We start from the raw sequence: 20,463 nt of genomic DNA on the forward strand, positions 1-20,463 counted from the left end.
TTCCCGAACTCAGAAGTGAAACCTCTTAGCGCTGATGGTAGTGTGGGGTTACCCATGTGAGAGTAAGTCATCGCCAGCTCATTATTCGAAAACACCCCCTGATATGTCAGGGGGTGTTTTTTTATGTGCGGAGAAAAGGGGAAAGGAAAAAGATAGAGGGGGATACGGAAATTAAGCGTTGGATATCCAACGCTATAAGTTTACATAGAACGATAAAATTATCTTAACTGACGTCGTGCATGCTTTAATGCTGTTCTTAACCCTTCTTCTAAAGTTGGATGATAGAAAGGTTTATCCAAAATTTCATGTATGCTTAGTTCTTCTGAAATCATCCAAGCTAGCAAATGTGCTAAATGTTCAGCTTCTGCACAGAATAGCTCAGCTCCTAATAGTGTATGGTTAATTGTATCCACATATACTTCGGCAGCCCCTTTATTTTTAGCAACAACAATCGCACGACCTTGTTTTTCATAAGAAACGAAACCAATGACGAATTCTGTGTTTTTATCTTGTAGTTGCTTATAGCTTTGACCAATAGTTGCCATTTGTGGTGTAGAAAATAAGATGCCTAGAGGGGTTAGCGTCTTGATGGATTTAATTTGTGGAAAGTTTAAACAGTTTTGTACTGTAAATTTACCTTCATGAGCTGCTTCGTGTTGGATAGGGGTATTAGTATGTGCATCGCCGACAATAAAAATTGGATAATCTGCTAATTGCTTTGTGTCTGGATTGATCGGTAAATTTTTAATATCTTTAAATTCTGCACTTATACGTTCTAAACCTAAGGTATTTAATAATGTACGTCTGCCAGTTGCAGCTAAAACATAGTCAACTTGTAGTGACTTTTGTACGTTTTCTTCAGTATAGGTTAAATGAACTAGATCGCCTTCAAGAGAGTAATGTCCCGGTAAAGTTTCAAACTTTAGCTTTAATTCTTTACTTAACTCTTCCTGTGCGAGCTTTTGTAATATGGGGCTAGTCAATGAGCCAATTTTTCGACTACGTGCAAAAACAGTGGTGTTTACATTAAGCCGTGTTAAAGCCTGAGCCAATTCTAAAGCGATCACGCCACTTCCAATAACTGCGACAGATTTTGGTAGTTGTTCTAACTCAAATATTTGATCGGACGTAATTAATTTATCGCCTAATATTTGTTTTTGTTCTGTATCTATAGCAGGCGTTGTACCTACTGCAAGGATAAATGATTTGGCTTTAAATGTTTGGTTATTTACTTGAATTGTATTTGAATTAATAAATTCAGCTTTTCCTGAAATTTTATGTTCGCTTGGCCAACTTTCAACATCTTTTAAAGTGGCTCGTGTAAAACGATCACGTAAATTTTGAACATGTTGCATGACGCTAGAGGTATCAATTTCACTTTTGACATCTAGACCTAAATTATCTGCATGTCCAATTTCGTGCATACGGTTGGCAGTAGAGATGAGTATTTTACTTGGCATACAACCGACGCGTGCACAGGTGGTGTCCCAAGGACCATCATTAATGATAAGAATATTCTGTGTTTTTTTAATTGCTTCTTTATAGGCTGAAATGCCTGCTGTTCCTGCACCGATAATGATGATGTCGTACATAAAATATTTACTTTATTCTAAATAAATTATATTAATTAAACAAAATCCCTCTAGGTAGAGGGATTTTGTTAGAAAGTTACTTTTTAGTTGTACCATTGATGGTGCGAGTGATTGTTTTACCATCAGCATCTAAAGTTAAAGTATGTGTATAAGTAATAGTTGAACCACTTATTGATTGTAGGAAGTTTAAAACTTTATCTCCTTCAATTCTAATACTGCCTGTAATGCTCTTGATGTTTGTTGCTGGGCTTTCATTTTCGATTCGTTGTCCAGAAATTGCAGAGATATTTGGCAAATTTAGTATTTGAGTACCATTTGATTTAATAAGGAAAGTTGCAATTTCATTACCTGGAGCAGAATGAACAGTGAATGTCACAGGTTCGATATTTGGTGTGTTTGGATTATCATTTGTGAGCACGCTATAACTAGAGTCAGCTTGTACAACATATAGCTTTCCTTCAGATGACGTTGGATCATTATAAAGTACAAATCCACCATTACTGCTATCATTGTTCGGAATAGTGACAAAACGTACCTGCTGGCTTTGAGCTAAGCCCCATGATTGTTGATACGGGTAACCAAAACTACCAGTAACTGCAATGCTATTTAAGTTTTTATCAGCATTTTGATTTTCGTAAATAATAACGCTTGGTTGGCCAATATAACTTTCAAGTCCTTCTTTTGGCTGCATATTTTTTAAATCAATTGCATTTACATTAAAGTTCCAATTTTTATAATTTTCACCGAGTAAATTTTTTAAATTATCTCCACTAATTACATAACAACCTTGTTTAATTTGTTCCGATTGTTCTAAGTCATCTGTTGATGTTTCGTCTTTTTTATGACAATCATCATAATAAATAAATTGTGATTGATTTTGAGTGAATTTTTCATGCGTCGAAATAGCTAGTTCTAAGACACCATTTCCAAAGGTATCTAGAGCATGGTCAATATAGCCCTTAGGTGTATCAGGATTATTAGTATCGAGTAACCCAAATAAAATGCTACCTTCTCGTTTTAGGTTATCTTCAAAAAATTTTGTGTCGGCAGATGAAGTATTTGTATTTTCAGTTGTGTTACCACTACTATTACTTTCATTATTAAAATAACCTTCACTACCTCCACCGCCACATGCAGTTAATAATGTAGCTAAAGCAAGTGAAAGTGATCCTTGTAGAAATTTCATGAAGTACCCCAAAATAGTTATTTATGTATAGAAAAAGTTATATTGCGTAAAGATACCACACATAAAAAATGGCGCAAATAGCGCCATCTTTATATTCGTCATTTTATAGTGCAGTCCCGACACTTACACCAACGGATGGACGTACATTCATAGAATTACACCCTGTTAGCAACAACGTTGTAAATAAAACGGTAAACACGAATTTAGTCATTGAGCAAACCTTGAGCCTTAGCTTGATTGAAAAGAGCTGTCGAACGAGAGCCGCTGCGACAAATCATCAAAATGGGTTTAGGAAGCTCATTATAGTATTTGGCAAATTCTTTCACGTCTGTTTGAGAAATTTTACCGCTTTGCACAGGTTGATACACAACACTCACATGAGACTTTTCAGCAATGCCTCGTAACTGTAAAACAGTCACTTCATTGCCCGCCTCATTATCTGGTCGGTTTACAATCACAGATTTAAATTTAAGTTGTTTGAGTAAACTTGAAAATTTATCTGTGGTCATTTGCCCTGAGACACTTAAATTTGCATTTAAGGGTTGACTGCTATTATCAGCAAATGTGGGTGCTGAAAAGACGCAAGTTGCGATCAATAAAGCTTTTTGAATTAAAGCCTTAGTCATCCAAAAGATCCATCTGTTTTGCTAGTTGATATAGGTTATTTGAACGGTTACCTGTACGGCAGAACATGAGCACTGGCTTTGGCAATTCATTAAAATGATTAGCAAAGTTACGGACATCTAGCTCAGAAATTTGACCCGCAACAACCGGTTGATGAACATAATCTAAACCAGCGGTACGAGCTGCTTCTTCAATTTGAGCACTGGTTGGTTGCTCAGGACCACCTTCCATGTCAGGGCGGTTATTGATAATCGATTTAAAGCCTTTTTCAACCACTTGCGCTACATGTTCTGGGCTGATTTGACCTGCAAAACCAACATTTTCGCTCATTGAGTCACTCCATAATTTAATTCATAGATTTATGCTTTATGATAGCATTAAGCACAAACTTGAGCAGAATGTTCTTAAATTTTTATAAGCGATTACAACCATAAAATAACGCAATGGAGCGCGTATGCACGCCTATACAGTCGAACCACTGTATGTCAAAAGCGGACAAGATGTTATAGCTGCTGACTTTTATCGTCCAAAATCTGTTGAAAAACCTGCAGTCATTCTCATGGCGCATGGTTTGGCTGCATTACGCCAATTTAAATTAGTGCAATATGCCAAGCGCTTTGTACAAGCGGGCTATGCTGTTGTGTTGTTTGATTATCGCTATTGGGGGGGCAGCACAGGGCGTCCGAGAGAGTTGGTGAATCTTAAAGCTCAACTTGAAGATTGGCGGACCATGATCGATCATTTACAGCAGCGTAAATCGATTGATTCGAGACGCATTGTATTATGGGGAACATCGCTGAGTGGTGGCTATGTACTTAGTTTGGCGGCAGAGCTTAAAAATATTAAAGCGGTGATGGCACAAGTCCCATTTGTCGACGGCGCTGAAAGTGCAAAATTGTATCCCTTACAGCAATTACCTAAAGCGTTAAAATTATCGAGTCAGGACTATATGGGGTCTAAAGTTGGGATGAGTCCAACGACTTTACCTGTAGTTCATCCACATCGATTGTGTTTTTTACAGTCTGAAGATAGTTATGCCGGCTATTTATCGATTGTCAATCCTGATTTTTATTGGAGTGGCGAAATTCCAGCTCGGGCCTTTTTTAAGTTAATCCGTTATCGCCCAATATTAGATGTACGTAAAATTAGTATACCAGTACTTTTTATTGCAGCCAAAGAAGATAGTTTGATTCCCATCGAATCAAGCCGTGAAACTGCGACCAATATTGCACCGTATGTGCAGTATTATGAGTGGGAAATGCAACATTTTGATATTTATCATGGGCAATGGTTTGAAAAAGCCATGGCAACCCAATTAGAATTTTTACATCAACATGTTGGAGTCAGCTAAATGATCGTTGTGTGTCCTGAATGTGGTGCAAAAAACCGTGTACCTGAAGAAAAACTCGAAGTTGGACCTGCATGTGGTCAATGTCACCAAGCATTGATTCCATTGGCGCCCATCGAGTTGAATGAAAAGAACTTTGCAAATTTTATTAGCAATAGTGATTTACCTGTGCTGATCGATTTATGGGCTGAGTGGTGTGGACCATGTAAGATGATGGCGCCACACTTTGCACAAGTTGCAAAATCAAATCCGAAGGTGGTTTTTGCCAAAATTGATACCGAAGCAAACCCTCGATTGAGCGGTGCATTTAATGTTCGTAGTATTCCTACACTGGTTTTGATGAATAAAACCAACGAAATTGCTAGAATAAGCGGTGCAATGCGTGCTGGTGAGTTACAACAATGGCTCAATCAGCAGTTAAATCTACCTCAATAAATGTCAGCGCCAGGAGCTAAAGTGTCAGAAACTCATGTAAAACCTGAAGGAACGCTTTCCCTACAAACCATCGCGATGCCTGCAGACACCAACTGGAGTGGTGATGTTTTCGGTGGTTGGATCGTGTCACAAATGGACTTGGCCGGTGCAATTCACGCAGAGCGTTTCAGTCAAGGACGCTGTGCAACGATTTCAATTAACCAAATGACCTTCCTCGTTCCTGTGAAAGTCGGGGATGTCATCAGTGTATATACCAAAATTTTAAAAGTGGGTAATACCTCTATCCAAATGCAGATTGAAGTTTGGGATAGCCATGACAGCTCACGTGATCCAATTCGCGTAACCGAAGGTGTGTTTACATTTGTCGCTGTGGATGTGAAAGGTGCTAAGCGTCAAATTCCTGCGGATGCAAAAGCTAAATTTGCTGCAGATCAAGCTTAATTAAAGTTAGACGCAATAAAAAAGCCGCTCAATCGAGTGGCTTTTTTATGAATAGTGACTGAGAAATTAGAACATTGTATTTGAATTGGCACTGGTTTCAGGAATGCTCTGTTGCACATCCCAATGTTCGACGATCTTGCCATTTTCAACACGGAAGATATCAATAATGGCTTCTCCACGGTCTTGCTTATTCTGCGTAGAGTGCACATGTAAATAGACCAAATCACCTTCGGCAGCAGCACGTTTGATCTGGTTTTTTGCTTCAGGATTTTGTTTAAAATACTGGGTGAAGTAATCGACAAATGGCGCCTTGCCATCAGGTACATGCGGATTATGTTGAATATATTGGTTGCCAATATATCGGTCAGCATATGTCTTAACCTGATGTTTAAGAAAGACACCTTCATAAAAATCAATCACGATTTTCTTATTTTCCGCCGCTTGGCTGGTTTGAATATTGCTTTCAGCCGTTTGATTTGGAGTTGTTGGCGTTGCAGGAATAGTACTTTGACATGCAGTTAAAAACACCGCCATGCTGATGAATGAAAGGGGAATGATTTTTTTCATAAAGTGCTCAATATATTTGTGTCGTGCAAGCATATTGAGCGGAATTACGGCGTATAAATAGTAAAAAACAGTCTTGATTTTGCTGAAATTTGGTAAAACTTATACTTACCTAAAAGTAAGTTTTATTTACATTTATTTATTTTTCAGAGCGGATTTTGCCACCCACGCCCAAAGCATTTCACATTGAATCGGTGCTTCACCAGATTCATCGGTGACTAAGACCTGTACTAAGGTTTCACCTTTTTCTGTGCTTTGCATTTGTCGTTGCTGTTCGGGTGTAAGCATTGCAATCGCTTTCATCCCACCTTGGGTTGGACGTTTAAAATCAACTTTGAAGCTTTTAATCAGGACAATGGCACTGTCTGGGACGTTCATTGCTGTGACAAAGCCTGTGGCTGTTTCGGCGATCAGCGCCATGGCACAGGCATGTACTTGCCCGATGTGGTTTTGCATCGCCTTATGATTGGCGATGCTCACCTCAACACGCTCAGGGCTGACATGTTGATAACGAATTTTAGCGGTACCGACCATAGGCACGACACGACCAAAAGCTTGACTGAGCAAACGACTTTGAATACCTTTGGGTAATTTAGAGCTTGCTTTAACCAGTTTATTTAGACGATTTGGACGTGCCATATTGACCTCAATGGCAGTTGTGCTGCCTTAATCTTTAAAGTTGTTGAATTGAAGCGGCACACCAAATTGTTGCTCTTTTAAGAACGCCATCACTTGTTGCAAAGTGTCACGTTTCTTGTCAGTCACACGAATTTTGTCGCCTTGAATAGAAGATTGCACTTTAATGCCGCTTTCTTTAATGGCTTTATTGATTTTTTTTGCAGTATCAGAGTCAAGACCGTCTTTTAGTTTGATCACTTGAATGACGTTTTTACCAGAAGCCGTCATTTTTTGTGGATCGAGTGCTTGAATGTCAACTTTACGTTTGAAGAAATGATTTTCGAGCATGGTATACACTTGCTCACATTGGAAATCGCTTTCTGTTGAGATTTTGATTTCCTTATTTTTCTCATTTAACTCAATTGAAACGTCTTGACCACGGAAGTCAAAACGCGTCGCTATTTCTTTTTGCGTGTTTTGAACTGCATGATTTACTTCAAAAACTTCTAATTCGGAAACAATATCAAAAGAAGGCATAGATTAGACCTTTACAAAGGGAAAGAATATCTGAGATGCTAGGGATGTTTTCTTCATTTGCCAAGTGTTGTTTACATCAAAAGGAGTGTGCAATGATCCGTAAACAAGAAATTACAACATTTGAGTTCCCAGAAGACTCGATTATCTGGGATGTTCGCGATGCAAGTGCTTATGCTGAAGCACATGTGAAAGGTGCGGTTAACCGACCGATCAACGCATTGTCATCAGATGCACTGACTCAGGTGTCAACGGATCAACCCATTTACATTTTATGTGGTGGTGGAAGTAAAGCTCCACGTGCAGCAGAGTTACTAGAGGGTTTTGACAGCTCACGTGAATATGTAATCTTAATGGGCGGCACGCGTGCTGCTCGTGATGCTGGTCTTCCTTTGGAACAAGGGAAATAAGATCGAATCAAAAAAAGCGCCGAAAGGCGCTTTTTTTATTGCGGATTATTTTTCTTGAGGTGGAGAGGACGGCATCTGACCCTGAAAATAAGGCTTCTTAGTTTTTTGTTTGGCTTTGGCGCGTCGTATAAAACGTGCTGCATGAATTTTATCGAGTAGCTGTGTTGGAATAGGGCAGGCTTCTTTTAAGACCAGCGCGGCAATGATTTCACTACAGAGCGGTGCATACAGGAAACCTTTAGAACCGAGTCCACTACAGCTATAAATGTGCTGATCTTCATGAACTGCACCAATTACAGGGAAAAAGTCTTTTGTCTGTGCGCGAATCGCGGCACGTCCTTGCCATTGCTCAATCGGTGCTAAGGTTTTGGCAAAGTCAGGGAATACACTGTGGATAAGTTCATAGTTATGCACATGATCTTCTGTGAGAACGTCGGTGTCATCACGGCCGGGATAAAATGACGCGCCCATAATCATTTGTTCGGCATCCAGTTGCATACAATAGCCCCCATAACTATAGGCTGTATGCATATCCATTTGTTGAGCGGGGTTGTTCAACCAACTGACTTGTCCACGAATGGCACGCAGTTCTGGATAATCTGTTTGTAGCTGCATACTGTCACGTGCCGCACAGAGAATGACATGCTCGGCAGATGGAAGCTGCTGATCCTGTGTAAATAGCGCAACGCCATTATGTTGCTGCTCAATGCGTTGAATATCTGCTTGTAACAACTCAATGTGTGAATGCGCCAAGATTTGGTCACGAAGCTGATGTGGACTGACTGCGCCTGCTTGTTTGAGGAGCAGGGTTGGATATGTTGAGGCTAATTGACTTAGCGTGCCTTCTTCAGCAGCTAATACCTCTGAAGGATAAGCTTGAGCTAAATCTAGGTGTTCTGCTTTATTTTTTAAAATAGATTGGTGAATCTGTAAGGGACGAAATGCCTTGAAGTTTTGATAATGCTTGAGTGCATATAACCAGCTCAAGGTCATCAAATGTTCAGCACTTTGTTCAATTGGACAGAGTTTAGGGTTGAGTAGGGCAAGAGGATTACCCGACCCACCGCTGAGTGGTGCTGATTTCTCGTAAATACGCACTTGATGCCCGCGTTGAGCAAATGCCCAAGCACAGCTCAAACCAGCTATGCCAGCGCCAATAATCGCGATTTGACGGGGCTTATGTCCTAGAGCGATTTCAGGATTTTTTTTTTCGTCTAAAGTGGGACAGTCAGCAGCATTGGATTGATCATCTAACTTTTCAGGTGCGAGCCAAAAGGCTTTGAGCATTTCACGCTTATGCGCAAAGCCACGTGGTCGTGTAATGGTAATACCATGCTCACGTAAGCCGCGTTTCAGTACGCCTGCCACACTAAATGAGGCGAAGGTCGTCCCAATGTCCGATAGACGTACGATATTTTTGAGTACGTTTTCTTCCCACATGTCAGGATTACAGGCGGGTGCAAAACCGTCCAAGAACCATGCATTGACCGTAGCAGTTTTTGCCATGACCGGAAAAACGTCGTGTGCATCGCCTAACCAAAGATCAATTGAAAAACGTTCTTCTGGAAAATTGAGTCGATGACATCCCGCTATGGGTTCAGGATATTGCGCAATCAGTTGCTGTGCCAAAGGTTGTAATTCAGGCCATGCATTTAATGCACGAATGAGGTCTACTTTAGATAAAGGGAATTTTTCTATAGAAATAGCATGCAGATGACTGTGATTATCTGGACGAACCTGTTGCCATAATTGCCACAAGGCCAAAATATTTAAGCCTGTACCAAAACCTGTTTCGCCGACACTGAAATATTCAAAATCAGTCAGTGCCTCAAGGCGAGTGTCGAGGTCATTCCCTTTTAAAAACACATGACGTGTTTCGAGTAGGCCGTTATCCTTCGAAAAATACACATCACCAAACTGTCTAGACACTGGAATATCAATGCCATCGATCATTTGCCAATCGAGATCGGCAGTCTGAATTGCACCTGACAAAACTCAAGCAACCTTTAAATTGAAGTAGAAAAATGAATTACCATTGACGACGACGTTTGGTATAGACGTAACTGGCCAACAAGAAACCTAAAATCACGCCAACACCAAGTGTGGTCCCGCCATATAAAAACATCTGCGCGCTACGTTCACTTTGTAGCACTTGTACTTGTACGCCCAAGCTATCATTTTTAAGTTGTAATTCTTGGTTTTGCGCCAAGGCTTCAAGGTTAGCTTTTTCTAACTGTTGTAAGCGTACAGATTGGTCTTTGACCATCGCTTTGACTTTGGCATCTTGCAGCGCTTTATTTTTTGCCAATTGCTCAATGGTCAATGAATTGGCATCTTGAGGTTGACCATTAGGATTGACGGTTGCCGCCACTTTAATGATGCCCGGTTTATTGGCAGGAATGGTATGCGGCACAGGATTGGGAGGAGGTGTTGCAGTCGTTGCTTGAGCAGCAGGGGCTACAGCAGGTGCAGGAGCCGATTCTTCAGCCCATGCAGTTGAACAAATTAAAGATAAGCCCAGTAAACTAGAAACAACGACGCGCATGAACCTTATCCTTTAGGAAATGCTTTGTTAAATGGTTTGACATCAATTTGGCCATAAACCCCTTCTTTGAGGAAAGGTTCATCTGCCAACCATTGGTCTAGGGCTTCACGACTATCAAAATCGACAATGATCGTACTGCCATAAAAACCAGCTTGCGGGTTTGCCGGATCTTTAGGCATCGCACCTGCAACAATCAGACGACCTTCATCATCAAGTTTTTGTAGACGTTCAAGATGTTGAGGGCGAACTGCAAGGCGCTTTTCCACTGTACCTTCATTATCTGTACAGCTTACGACGAATAATGGCATGACTTTTCCTGATTTTTGACCGAATGGATTATTCTGAGGTCTTAAAGTATTTACGTAATACAATAAACTGAATAATGATAAAGGAAAACATCACGATCATGTCACCAAAAGCAGTGAATTCACCCCAATATTTTCCGTCTGCAAACAAATAAGCGAAAAAGGTGTGTAAACATGACATCACCACGAACATTGCAGCCCATGCATAGTTCAATCGTTTCCAACCGACAGCGGTTAAATTTAAGACTGGACCAAATAAACGTTCGATGAGTGGTTTCTTATCTTTACTAAATAGTGGAGAAAGTAAAAACGCCCCAGCAAAAACTAAGTTCAGTAAAACGGCTTTTAAACGAATATAAAAATCATCGCTTAACATCAGGGTAATACCACCAAAAATCACGGTCATGAACAACACAATCCATTGTTGTTTATCTAGACGGAATTTTTGCATCACAAACAATGCACCATAAACCACAAGCATGGAAATGATGAGACCTGATGTTGCCACAAGAATGTTATTGTTATCGACACCCCCAGCAGAACCAATTAATTGTATTAATGGGTGCTGCGTATCTTTTGGATCTACAGTTTTATATAAATAAAAGAAAATAATGAGTGGCACAAAGTCTAAAAGTGCTTTCATGTTAGAGTATCTAAATCTGATCAAATAAATGACATAGTATAGAGATGCAAGGCGTAGATTTACATACACACAGTAATATTTCTGATGGTACTTTGTCACCAGAGGCTTTGGTGCAGGCCGCAAGTGCTATTGGAATTCATACGCTGGCTTTGACTGATCACGATACGATGGACGGATTGTTGGCTGCAGAGCAGGTTGCGCAGAAATTAAAGCTCCAATTAATCTCTGGCGTGGAGATTTCTAGCCAGTGGTCGAGACCTGCGACCAAAAAAAGTTATGGTGTACATATTGTCGCTTTAAATATGCAAAATCCTGCGCCATTACAAGCCTTATTGATGGATCAAAAGCGTATTCGAGCGGAACGTGCTCGGCAGATTTGTGACTTACTGATACCGTTAATTGGTCAAGATATTTATAGCGATGTGATTGCCAAGGTCGACCAGATTCCAGATCGGGTAACACGTACCCATATTGCCAAAACTTTGGTGGAAAAGGGGGTAGTTTCACGTCCACAACAAGCTTTTGATAAATATATTAAAGAAGGCAAAAAAGCTTTTGTAAAATTTGAAGGTCCAAGTCTTGTTGAGACCATTGAGGTGATTCATGCCAGTGGTGGCTTTGCAGTGTTGGCGCATCCAACGCGTTATGATTTGTCTGCAACCAATATTCGTTATTTGATTGAAATCTTTGCTGAAGCGGGCGGTGATGCAGTGGAATTACCACCGGCAATTGAGCCATTATCGACTCGTCAAATGGTGGATCGCATGATTGCTGCCTTTAACTTGAAAGTTTCTGTTGGCAGTGATTTTCATGGTGACAATATGCCATGGATTAAACTTGGCAACATCCCTCGAGTGAAAGAGGGGCAAGTTGGAATTTGGGAGAGCTTTGCTTAAAAGCTTTGCGCGATGATTGCTCTCACTTACATATCTTCCATGTACAAAAAAGTGTACGCAAGGCTATGTAAGCGAGGGTTTAGACCCATTGATCAATTACAGTAAATTATGATCTTTGGCTTGAATCGGTGGTGGGGTGGGTTTTCCTAAAGTCCCAAGTAATTCAATTTCAATAGTACGCACCATCGAGTCCAAAGGTAAGTCATTACTCTGTGTGCCGAAGGGCTCTTCAATCTCTGAACTTAGTGCATCTAAGCCTAAAAAGGTATAGGCCAAAATCCCCACCAAAAGGGGGGTCGCAAGACCTAAAGTAGAACCCAAGCTAAAGGGTAAGACAAAACAGAAAAAATAAACGGTTCGATTCAGCAAGACCGAATAAGCAAATGGTAATGGCGTGGTGGCAATACGGTCACAGCCGGTTTGTACGGTGCTGAGTTCCATCACATGCTGATTCATCTGGGTATAAATAATATCTGAAATCTCACCATCTTTGAGCGCTTGCATTAGCTCCCATTGAATCAAACTCAACGTGTACTGCGGTGCATTGGCCTGTTGGTATAACTGGGTGATGGCATTCGCACTCATGCCGCTGGTTTCAACCAGTTCAGTGGGATTGGCGGTTTGATGGCGGAGTCGGTCACGTAAAACGTTGGCAAAGACGATCACATGTTGAATCACACGTTCACGACGACCTTGACTGAGTAAACGGCAGTCACGGTCAAAATGGCGTGCATTGGCAATCAAAATGCCCCATAAACGCCGAGCTTCCCACCAACGGTCATAGCAGGCTGAGTTTTTAAAGCCTAAGAAAATCGACAGCACGACACCAATTAGGGTAAAGCCGACCAAAGGAAATTCGGTAAAATGAAAGATATCGACATAGGATAAGCCGCCCACAATGGCAGACAGCAACATAACGATCCCGAGCGGCGGTAAAACCTTAGGTAAAATCGTTCCTCGCCAAGAAAATAGCAGTTTAAAAATACTCGGTTGGTCACGGACGATCATGTTCGAATGATAATTTCTAGTTTTAAAAAATTATGATGATCTTCGGGTTTGCTCAAGCACTTGTCAATAACTGTTTCATGCAGATAAGTGTGCTTGGAGCAAGCCATGTTCAGCAAAGGAAAAACTCCCTTCTGTGGAGATAATGCAATGATCGATCAGTCGAATTTCCACCAACTGACAAGCCTGCTGAATGAGTCGAGTCAATTCAAGATCGGCAGCAGAAGGTTCTGCACGACCGAAAGGATGATTATGTGCAATGACAATACTGCTGGCGTGTTCAGAAATAACATAACGCAGCAGTTGATTGATGGAAATTTCACAGGTATTGAGGCTGCCATAAAAAAGTTTTTTAAAGTTTATTTTTCTTAAATGCGCATCTAGACAGAGCACGCCAAAGACTTCTTGACGTTCCGATAAAAATTCAAAGCGAAGAAAGTTTTGCAATTGTTCAGAATGTTGCAATTCTAAGGCTTCATTTTGAAAATGCTGACTCACATAGCGTTTACCGAGTTCTTTTACCGCCATGAGCTGCGCATATTTACTATTTCCGATGCCATGAAACTGGCGTAAATCCTCAAGTGACGCATCCATTAGCGCTTGCAACTGACCAAAATGTTGAATCAGGACTCGTGCAAGTTCGACAGCAGAGTGCTGCTGGGAACCAGAGCGTAGGAAAATAGCCAGTAGCTCAGCATCGGATAAACTTTGTGCGCCTTGTTGAATCAGGCGCTCACGTGGGCGCTCTTGTTCAGGCCAATTTTTAATTGAATTATTCATTATTCTTAGACTTTTTTATTATCAGTCAATCGGCTTTTTCACAGCAGATTGTTGGGTCAGTGCATATTTAATGCTATTGTGAGCGCCACTGCAACAGATAGGTAGCCTGTTCGTGAGCTTTGATTTAAGTGTAATGCCCACAAAAAATATTCTTTTAGGTGTCACTGGTGGTATCGCAGCCTATAAAAGTGCCATTCTTGTCCGTCGATTAAAAGATGCCGGATTTGATGTGCGCGTGGTGATGACTCAAGGTGCGCAAGCCTTTGTGACCCCGCTAACGTTTCAGGCGCTTTCAGGCAACCCTGTGCATACCGAATTACTCAATCCCGAAGCAGAAGCGGGTATGGGGCATATTGAATTGGCACGTTGGGCTGATTTGGTATTGGTTGCTCCTGCAAGTTGCGACACGCTGGCAAAATTTGCGGCGGGTTTAGCAGATGATCTTCTTTCGACACTTTATCTTGCGACAAAAGCACCCGTTTGGGTTGCCCCAGCGATGAATCAGCAAATGTGGGCAGCCAAAGCGACACAGCGTAATTTAAATACACTGGTTGAAGATGGCGTACATGTGATCATGCCCGATGCCGGTTCTCAAGCCTGTGGAGATGTAGGCTTAGGACGTATGCCTGAGCCAGAAGATTTGGCGGATCAAGTGACGGCCTATTTTCATCAAGCACAGCGAGCTCTTGCTGAAAAATTTGGCATGCTTGCAGGCAAGCATGTGGCGATTACAGCTGGTCCTACACGTGAGTCGATAGATCCTGTACGTTATATTTCCAACCACAGCACAGGTAAAATGGGTTTCGCACTGGCAGCGGCTTGTTATGCAGCTGGGGCTAAAGTAACGCTGATCGCAGGACCCGTCAGTTTAGATACACCAAATGGTGTACGACGGATTAATGTGCAGTCTGCAATTAAAATGTTAGAGACTAGTCTGCAAATGTTAGATGAAGGCTGTGATATTTTTATCGCAACAGCAGCCGTTGCGGATTATCGCGTGGCAGAAGTTGCAGAGCATAAAATCAAAAAAGCTGGCGATGAACTCAATGTGGCTTTAATTAAAAATCCAGATATCGTTGCAACGATTGCGCAGCAGTCAAAACGTCCATTTATGGTGGGATTTGCCGCTGAGACACGCAATGTCGAGGAGTATGCCGCGGGCAAACTTGTGGCAAAAAAACTCGATATGATCGCGTGCAATGATGTCTCACGTAAAGATATTGGTTTTGCTTCAGACGAAAATGCCATGACCGTGTTCTTCGCAGATCAATATCAAATGGAAAAGCGTGATTTAGAGAAAGCGTCAAAACAAGAAATTGCACAGCAATTGGTGGAAGCTATACATGATGCGCTACATCATGAGCCTGAAACGGATGATGAATAATTTCAGTTGATTCCTCAAAATCCCCGCAATGTTCGGGGATTTTTTTATGGCACCTTACGATGTTTTGTTTAAGGCTCGTTATTGAATAAATCACGAGGTGTTCAGTTTCATGTTGAAAATTTGAAGGTTAGGAAACCACTACCAAAATGGTCATTTTCAACAAAAATATGTCAGCAATAGACCAAGGCTGTCAGTGTTTTAAAACAGCAAAAATATAATTTAAGTGATTGATATCAAAATTAAATATAAAATTGAGAAATCTTGATAATTTGGCTTGTACTGTGTGTTTTATTGGCTATTATGAAGCAAACAATGAGAAATGTTTGGATCGCAATCTGTGATCGGCCTGACTTTTTCATCAAGAATAAATGCATCATGGGGGATGCAATATGTTTCGATGGCTCACCATTTTTTTACTGTTGAGTTTGACTGGTTGTAGCTATTTTGTCTCGACAGATGAATTATCTCGGCAGATTGAGCAGCAAATGCAGCACGAGTTTGATCAGAATCCAGATTATCGGCAGTACCATTTACGGATTCAAAATATAAAAGTACTAGAGCGTAAGGGATTAAGCTTTAAGGCTCAGGCGACGTTGCAATACGATGGTCAGCCTTACACTGTTTTGGTTGAGATTTATAAAGATTTGCAAGGCTATGCATGGAAAATAGATGAAGAACAATTTGCCTTCATTGACGAAGCTGAAATTGCAAAATATCAGGCGCAGTTAGATCAAGAGTTGAATCATTTGGTTGAAGGATTGGAACAACCAACCGAGGAAGTTGAACCTGTTACATCGGCGCCTGAGAGTTACGTGGGTTTACGTGAGGAAGAAGATCCATCCGATTATCAATGGACTGGCTATGATGACGAACCTTTTCCCAAAGGGAACATTACGGTCAATAGTCATTGAGCAATGATGTGACTGTTTAGATGATTTAGCTGAGTTGTGACGATGTTGCTAAACACGTAATTTGTGAAGCTTGACAAATAAAAAAGCCCGCAAAGTAGTGGGCTTTTACTTTTAGAAGATTAATCTTCTAAAACGACTTTAGGATGATCACGTAAATAGTCTTCTGTACGTTGCATTGCATCCTTAATATTTTGGATGGCATTTTCCACATCGGCAAAGGTTTTGGCATTGCCACCACTTAAAGCCTGACGCCATTTTCGAGCACCTGGTAGATTTTGGAATAAACCTAAAATATGACGGGTAATGATAGAAAGCGGCGCACCTTCTTCCATACGTTTCGCAATATATGGCAGCATCTGATCGATAATATCGAAACGGTTAGGTAATTCGAGATCCCAAAGCTGACCAATCTCAGCCAATAAGTAGGGGTTGTGATAAGCCTCACGACCAATCATCACGCCATCAACATGTTGTAAATGTTGCTGCGTTTCAGCAAAGGTTTTCACCCCGCCATTAATTTCGATCAATAAATTTGGACGTTCTTGTTTCAGACGATAAACATCTTCATAACGTAAAGGTGGCACATCACGATTTTCTTTTGGCGACAACCCTTGCAGCAGGGCAATACGCGCATGCACGATAAAATTGTCACAGCCAGTCTTTGCCACGGTATCGACAAAATGCAGCATTTCTTCATAAGACTGCATGTCATCAATACCGATGCGGTGTTTCACGGTCACTGGAATATCAACAGCATTTCGCATTTCAGCAATACATTCTGCAACCAAATCAGGCTCTGCCATCAAGCATGCGCCAATTTTATTGTTCTGAACGCGGTCACTCGGACAGCCGACATTGAGGTTTACTTCATCATAGCCCCAGTCCTGTGCCATCTTGGTACAGGTCGCTAAATCTTTAGGATTTGAACCGCCAAGCTGTAACACAATCGGGTGTTCTTCGTTGTTATAGTCCAAATGACGATTGGCACCGCCAAATAAAATCGCACCTGTGGTGACCATCTCGGTGTAGAGAATCACATTAGGGTTAAACAAGCGTGCAAAGAAACGATAGTCACGAGTCGTCCAATCCATCATTGGCGCAACACTGATTCGTGGTTGAAGTTTATTTTCAATGGGTTGGAGATCAGTCATTAAAAAAACACGCCTTAAAAGAACAAGATGGAAGAACGAAATGGAAAATGGTGAAGAAATACCAAAAGCTGTCTGAAATACGATGAAAAAAACCGCATTTCAAGACGCGCGCAATATTAGCATAAATTGTGGTTTGGGGCATGGTCTTGCTAGCGTGACATATTCAAGGTCAGGCTAGAAAGAGTCGGAAGTATGGCTTAAGTAATTTAAATTTTTATGTGATTAATCTATAATTTTATAAAGTTTATTGTATGGTTTCTCAGCAGATTTAACTGCCTACCTATATGTCTTTATTTTCCCAATATCTATTGCAACACCAGTTTTGTATCTCGTTTGAATATCTAACGACGCAAAAACCGCATTGTGTCCCAACGACATTTGCAGGCTTTCCTGTGTGCATGACATTGGCTGACCGAGTACAAAGTGACACGGATATTGCTCCTTTAGAAGCAATGCAAGACTACCCTCAAGGCATTGAAAAAATTCTGCATTATTCGGGGAAAGGCCGAGATATCTCAGATTTTCAGACTTTTCTGAAAGATGCTCAGCAGCACGGTGTAGAGAATTTACTTTTGCTCAGTGGCGATAAACTCAAGCAGCATCAGAATGGGGCAAGTGATCCGAGTTTACGGAGTCGCTATTTAGAGTCGGTCAATCAAGTCATGGCAGCCAAAGACTTTGGTGGGTTTTATTTAGGAGTGGCATTTAATCCTTTTAAATATGCAGAAGCAGAAAAGGATGCGCAGTATTTTAAACTGAATAAAAAAATTCAAGCTGGCGCTGACTATGTGATTACACAGTTGGGCTTTGACATGGATGTGTTGAACAGTTACCAACGCTATATGCAGCAATATTATCCATGTGTGCCTGTATTGGCTTGTGTCATGCCGCTGACATTTGCCCGTGCCCGTTTTATGGCCAAGCAAAAAGTTGCAGGCATCGTGCTTTCAGCAGATGTATTAAATTTTTTGCAACAAGAACAGCAAAGCGACGCCATTCAAGCTGAACAGAATGTCTATGCTCGCTGCGCTTTACAAATATTAATGTGTCAGCATTTGGGCTATGCAGGGGTTCATTTATCGGCCTGTCATAAAGCGGAAGAACAAGAGAAGTTGCAAAAAGCAATTTTGCAATTTGCCACATTAACGTTTGAACAATGTTTAGCAAAATGGAAAATGCTTTGGCGCTCTAGTGTTGAGGTGAACTTCCAACCGACGGGCGCAAATAACCATAAGGCTCCAGTTGAACAGGTTTTGAAATATAAAAGTATGCATGTCATGCATGAGTTATTTTTTAGTTCAAAACTGGCCAAAGGGGCGGGATCTTATATTTTTTCGGCCAAATTATGGCAAAAACCGAAAGCTGATGCGGCCTTGCTGAAAACAGAATTTATTAGTAAACATGGCATCGTGGGTTGTGAAAGTTGTGGACAATGTCGTTTAGGCGAAACCTTATATATTTGTCCTGAAACCTGTCCTAAAGGATTAGCCAATGGACCTTGTGGTGGTTCCAACCTTGACCGATGTGAGTTTGAAGACCGTGAGTGTATACACTCGGTCAAAGCGCGGTTGGCGAAAGCCGTCGGTCAAGAAAAAATGCTGAAGCAAGAGCTCATCCCTACCGTTGCAATTGAAACTCGGCACAGTAGTTCTTGGAAAAACTGGTTCGTTCCACCGACATCGCCACCAACAGAACATTAATTCACTTAAAGCATTATTCAGTCTGAAACATTCATAAAGGTGAATCTTTCAAGCGCTAATCATTCTAAAAATCAGACGAATAGTCGTATAAAAAAATGAAAAAGATGAAAGAAACAATTAAGATCAACAACAGATGAAAATCAAAAATTAAAAATAGAAATGTGAAGAATTTGGGGAATACCACATGATGAAAAAGACCTGCTTAGGAATAGCGCTGGTTTTCACATTGTCAGGTACAACAGGCTGTTCAGTTGTCATGGCAAGCAAGCAGCCAAACAAGAAAAATACTGAAATGATTCAACAAGGGCTATCTCGTAACTTGGTGATTGCTGAATTTGGCGCACCGATCACCTCTGAATATAAAAATGGCAAACGCTATGAAATTTATACCTTTACCCAAGGTTATTCGACTGCCAGTAAAGTCGGACGTGCGTTTTGGCATGGTGCTGCAGATGTGGCGACCGTGGGGTTATGGGAACTTTTAGGAACACCTGCCGAATCCGTTTTTAATGGAAAGAAAATGTCCTATGAATTGATTTTTGATGAAAATGATCTGTTAGAACGTTATACCTATCTCACACAAGATGAAACCAAATAGTTGAATACAGAGATATTTTGATTGCATGCTGGTAAACAATTGCGCTAAGTTCAAATGGTAGAAAAATAAACGAATTATCCATTGGAATTTAGCAGGCATGATGCTACTTGAAGAAATATTCAAAAGTAAAAAGTCGGAACATACCGACCAATTTAATTTACGCATTCATCGAGGTTTAAGTTGGCTGAAAAAGTCGATTGATCTTCAAGATGATCTCGATTTGCAATTTATCAGTTTGTGGGTGTCCTTCAACGCAATATATGCGCAAGACTTACAGATTGTGCAGGACAAGCAAAGCTTAAGACAGTTTTTATATGTGATTTGCCAAAAGGATGCAGAGCATAAAATCTATAATATTTTATGGGAGCGTTTTAGCCAGCCGATACGGTTGTTTTTGGATAATCCCTATGTTTATCAGGGATTTTGGGATTATCAAAATCAAAAAATTAGCCATGACGCATGCAAAGAGGGCCTGGCGCATGAAAAACAGAAAGTACTACGCGCGCTTAAAGAAAAAGATTCCGTTGATATTTTAATGGTGCTGTTCAATCGCATGTATACGCTACGCAATCAAATGGTTCATGGCGGCGCGACCTATAAAAGTTCGGTCAATCGCAAACAACTTCAAGATGGCTGCACCATACTGTCGGCACTCTTACCGGTGTTTATGGTGATTCTTTTGGAAAATGCAGAAACCTTGGATTTAGGCAAACCCTTTTATCCTGTGGTGCAAGTCAGTTAATTTCAAAAAAATAAAGCCACAGTAATGTGGCTTTAGAGTAATGATCCATAC

Annotated in this window: 24 protein-coding genes; 10 read left to right on the plus strand and 14 right to left on the minus strand. The window is 40.9% G+C overall.

Going from position 1 to position 20,463, the window contains the following annotated elements; translation table 11 throughout:
* Positions 1-218: 218 nt before the first annotated feature.
* The 4 genes from FTU02_RS14385 to FTU02_RS14400 form a co-directional block, all read right to left on the minus strand.
* Positions 219-1,592, minus strand: coding sequence for a dihydrolipoyl dehydrogenase (locus FTU02_RS14385; protein WP_180157739.1), 1,374 nt, complete (start codon positions 1,590-1,592; stop codon positions 219-221).
* A 76-nt stretch (positions 1,593-1,668) separates the two neighbouring features.
* The gene (locus tag FTU02_RS14390; RefSeq protein WP_180157741.1) at positions 1,669-2,778 is read right to left on the minus strand and encodes a hypothetical protein; all 1,110 of its coding nucleotides are present in this window, start codon (positions 2,776-2,778) and stop codon (positions 1,669-1,671) included.
* 203 nt (positions 2,779-2,981) lie between these two features.
* Positions 2,982-3,404 carry a beta-lactamase hydrolase domain-containing protein gene (locus FTU02_RS14395; RefSeq protein ID WP_180157743.1) on the minus strand — a complete coding sequence of 141 codons (423 nt, stop codon included), beginning with the start codon at positions 3,402-3,404 and terminating at the stop codon, positions 2,982-2,984.
* Entirely contained in the window at positions 3,397-3,732 is a 336-nt protein-coding gene (locus FTU02_RS14400) for a TIGR01244 family sulfur transferase (protein WP_180157744.1), read from the minus strand. The genes FTU02_RS14395 and FTU02_RS14400 overlap by 8 nt, the downstream gene beginning before the upstream one ends.
* A gap of 124 nt (positions 3,733-3,856) precedes the next feature.
* Here FTU02_RS14400 and FTU02_RS14405 point away from each other — a divergent pair, with 124 nt between their 5' ends.
* The 3 genes from FTU02_RS14405 to FTU02_RS14415 are packed head-to-tail and all read left to right on the plus strand — an operon-like array spanning position 3,857 to position 5,626.
* Positions 3,857-4,753 carry an alpha/beta hydrolase gene (locus FTU02_RS14405; protein WP_180157745.1) on the plus strand — a complete coding sequence of 299 codons (897 nt, stop codon included), beginning with the start codon at positions 3,857-3,859 and terminating at the stop codon, positions 4,751-4,753.
* Positions 4,754-5,185, plus strand: a complete 432-nt coding sequence (gene trxC, locus FTU02_RS14410) for a thioredoxin TrxC (protein WP_078191319.1) — start codon at positions 4,754-4,756, stop codon at positions 5,183-5,185.
* 21 nt (positions 5,186-5,206) lie between these two features.
* Positions 5,207-5,626 carry an acyl-CoA thioesterase gene (locus tag FTU02_RS14415; protein WP_078191328.1) on the plus strand — a complete coding sequence of 140 codons (420 nt, stop codon included), beginning with the start codon at positions 5,207-5,209 and terminating at the stop codon, positions 5,624-5,626.
* A gap of 66 nt (positions 5,627-5,692) precedes the next feature.
* Here the strand turns inward: FTU02_RS14415 and FTU02_RS14420 are convergent, their stop codons facing one another.
* The 3 genes from FTU02_RS14420 to FTU02_RS14430 all read right to left on the minus strand — a co-directional run bounded on the left by FTU02_RS14420 (position 5,693) and on the right by FTU02_RS14430 (position 7,345).
* Positions 5,693-6,193 (minus strand): ester cyclase, encoded by a 501-nt coding sequence (locus tag FTU02_RS14420; RefSeq protein ID WP_180157746.1) that lies wholly within the window; start codon positions 6,191-6,193, stop codon positions 5,693-5,695.
* Between the two features lie 132 nt (positions 6,194-6,325).
* Positions 6,326-6,829, minus strand: a complete 504-nt coding sequence (locus FTU02_RS14425; protein ID WP_180157747.1) for a DUF4442 domain-containing protein — start codon at positions 6,827-6,829, stop codon at positions 6,326-6,328.
* A gap of 27 nt (positions 6,830-6,856) precedes the next feature.
* Positions 6,857-7,345, minus strand: coding sequence for a YajQ family cyclic di-GMP-binding protein (locus tag FTU02_RS14430; RefSeq protein ID WP_078194203.1), 489 nt, complete (start codon positions 7,343-7,345; stop codon positions 6,857-6,859).
* Between the two features lie 92 nt (positions 7,346-7,437).
* Between FTU02_RS14430 and FTU02_RS14435 the strand changes: the two genes are divergently transcribed.
* Positions 7,438-7,752 carry a rhodanese-like domain-containing protein gene (locus tag FTU02_RS14435; RefSeq protein ID WP_078194202.1) on the plus strand — a complete coding sequence of 105 codons (315 nt, stop codon included), beginning with the start codon at positions 7,438-7,440 and terminating at the stop codon, positions 7,750-7,752.
* 45 nt (positions 7,753-7,797) lie between these two features.
* Here the strand turns inward: FTU02_RS14435 and mnmC are convergent, their stop codons facing one another.
* From mnmC to FTU02_RS14455, 4 genes are read right to left on the minus strand one after another with little or no spacing between them, the layout of a single operon-like run.
* Entirely contained in the window at positions 7,798-9,744 is a 1,947-nt protein-coding gene (gene mnmC / locus FTU02_RS14440; RefSeq protein WP_180157748.1) for an FAD-dependent 5-carboxymethylaminomethyl-2-thiouridine(34) oxidoreductase MnmC, read from the minus strand.
* Between the two features lie 37 nt (positions 9,745-9,781).
* Complete coding sequence (locus tag FTU02_RS14445) at positions 9,782-10,297, minus strand: hypothetical protein (protein ID WP_180157749.1); 516 nt, start codon at positions 10,295-10,297, stop codon at positions 9,782-9,784.
* Positions 10,298-10,302: 5 nt separating this feature from the next.
* A complete protein-coding gene (locus tag FTU02_RS14450; RefSeq protein ID WP_078191312.1) occupies positions 10,303-10,605 on the minus strand; it encodes a YciI family protein in 303 nt (100 codons plus the stop codon).
* Positions 10,606-10,633: 28 nt separating this feature from the next.
* Positions 10,634-11,245, minus strand: coding sequence for an inner membrane-spanning protein YciB (locus FTU02_RS14455; RefSeq protein WP_180157750.1), 612 nt, complete (start codon positions 11,243-11,245; stop codon positions 10,634-10,636).
* A 44-nt stretch (positions 11,246-11,289) separates the two neighbouring features.
* Here FTU02_RS14455 and FTU02_RS14460 point away from each other — a divergent pair, with 44 nt between their 5' ends.
* Complete coding sequence (locus tag FTU02_RS14460) at positions 11,290-12,141, plus strand: PHP domain-containing protein (protein WP_180157752.1); 852 nt, start codon at positions 11,290-11,292, stop codon at positions 12,139-12,141.
* A 96-nt stretch (positions 12,142-12,237) separates the two neighbouring features.
* Here FTU02_RS14460 and FTU02_RS14465 read toward each other — a convergent pair whose 3' ends face one another.
* Both FTU02_RS14465 and radC read right to left on the minus strand, forming a co-directional pair.
* Positions 12,238-13,149, minus strand: coding sequence for a bestrophin family protein (locus tag FTU02_RS14465; RefSeq protein WP_078191309.1), 912 nt, complete (start codon positions 13,147-13,149; stop codon positions 12,238-12,240).
* A 75-nt stretch (positions 13,150-13,224) separates the two neighbouring features.
* Positions 13,225-13,926 carry a DNA repair protein RadC gene (gene radC, locus FTU02_RS14470; protein ID WP_180157754.1) on the minus strand — a complete coding sequence of 234 codons (702 nt, stop codon included), beginning with the start codon at positions 13,924-13,926 and terminating at the stop codon, positions 13,225-13,227.
* 112 nt (positions 13,927-14,038) lie between these two features.
* On the opposite strand from radC, the gene coaBC reads away from it, so the two are divergent.
* Positions 14,039-15,310 (plus strand): bifunctional phosphopantothenoylcysteine decarboxylase/phosphopantothenate--cysteine ligase CoaBC, encoded by a 1,272-nt coding sequence (coaBC, locus tag FTU02_RS14475; RefSeq protein WP_180157756.1) that lies wholly within the window; start codon positions 14,039-14,041, stop codon positions 15,308-15,310.
* Between the two features lie 389 nt (positions 15,311-15,699).
* Positions 15,700-16,221, plus strand: coding sequence for an Asp-tRNA(Asn)/Glu-tRNA(Gln) amidotransferase subunit GatC (locus FTU02_RS14480; RefSeq protein ID WP_180157758.1), 522 nt, complete (start codon positions 15,700-15,702; stop codon positions 16,219-16,221).
* A gap of 119 nt (positions 16,222-16,340) precedes the next feature.
* Here the strand turns inward: FTU02_RS14480 and dusA are convergent, their stop codons facing one another.
* The gene (gene dusA, locus FTU02_RS14485; RefSeq protein ID WP_111885441.1) at positions 16,341-17,372 is read right to left on the minus strand and encodes a tRNA dihydrouridine(20/20a) synthase DusA; all 1,032 of its coding nucleotides are present in this window, start codon (positions 17,370-17,372) and stop codon (positions 16,341-16,343) included.
* Positions 17,373-17,656: 284 nt separating this feature from the next.
* Here dusA and FTU02_RS14490 point away from each other — a divergent pair, with 284 nt between their 5' ends.
* From FTU02_RS14490 to FTU02_RS14500, 3 genes are all read left to right on the plus strand, one after another.
* Positions 17,657-19,072: a methylenetetrahydrofolate reductase C-terminal domain-containing protein gene (locus tag FTU02_RS14490; protein WP_180157760.1), complete on the plus strand. Its 1,416-nt coding sequence runs from the start codon at positions 17,657-17,659 to the stop codon at positions 19,070-19,072.
* 187 nt (positions 19,073-19,259) lie between these two features.
* Complete coding sequence (locus tag FTU02_RS14495; RefSeq protein WP_180009025.1) at positions 19,260-19,670, plus strand: hypothetical protein; 411 nt, start codon at positions 19,260-19,262, stop codon at positions 19,668-19,670.
* 97 nt (positions 19,671-19,767) lie between these two features.
* On the plus strand, positions 19,768-20,412 hold the full coding sequence (locus FTU02_RS14500) for a HEPN domain-containing protein (RefSeq protein ID WP_180157762.1): 645 nt from the start codon (positions 19,768-19,770) through the stop codon (positions 20,410-20,412).
* Positions 20,413-20,463: the final 51 nt, after the last annotated feature.

Source organism: Acinetobacter sp. YH12045 (assembly GCF_013419925.1).
In the GTDB taxonomy this organism is placed as follows: domain Bacteria; phylum Pseudomonadota; class Gammaproteobacteria; order Pseudomonadales; family Moraxellaceae; genus Acinetobacter; species Acinetobacter amyesii.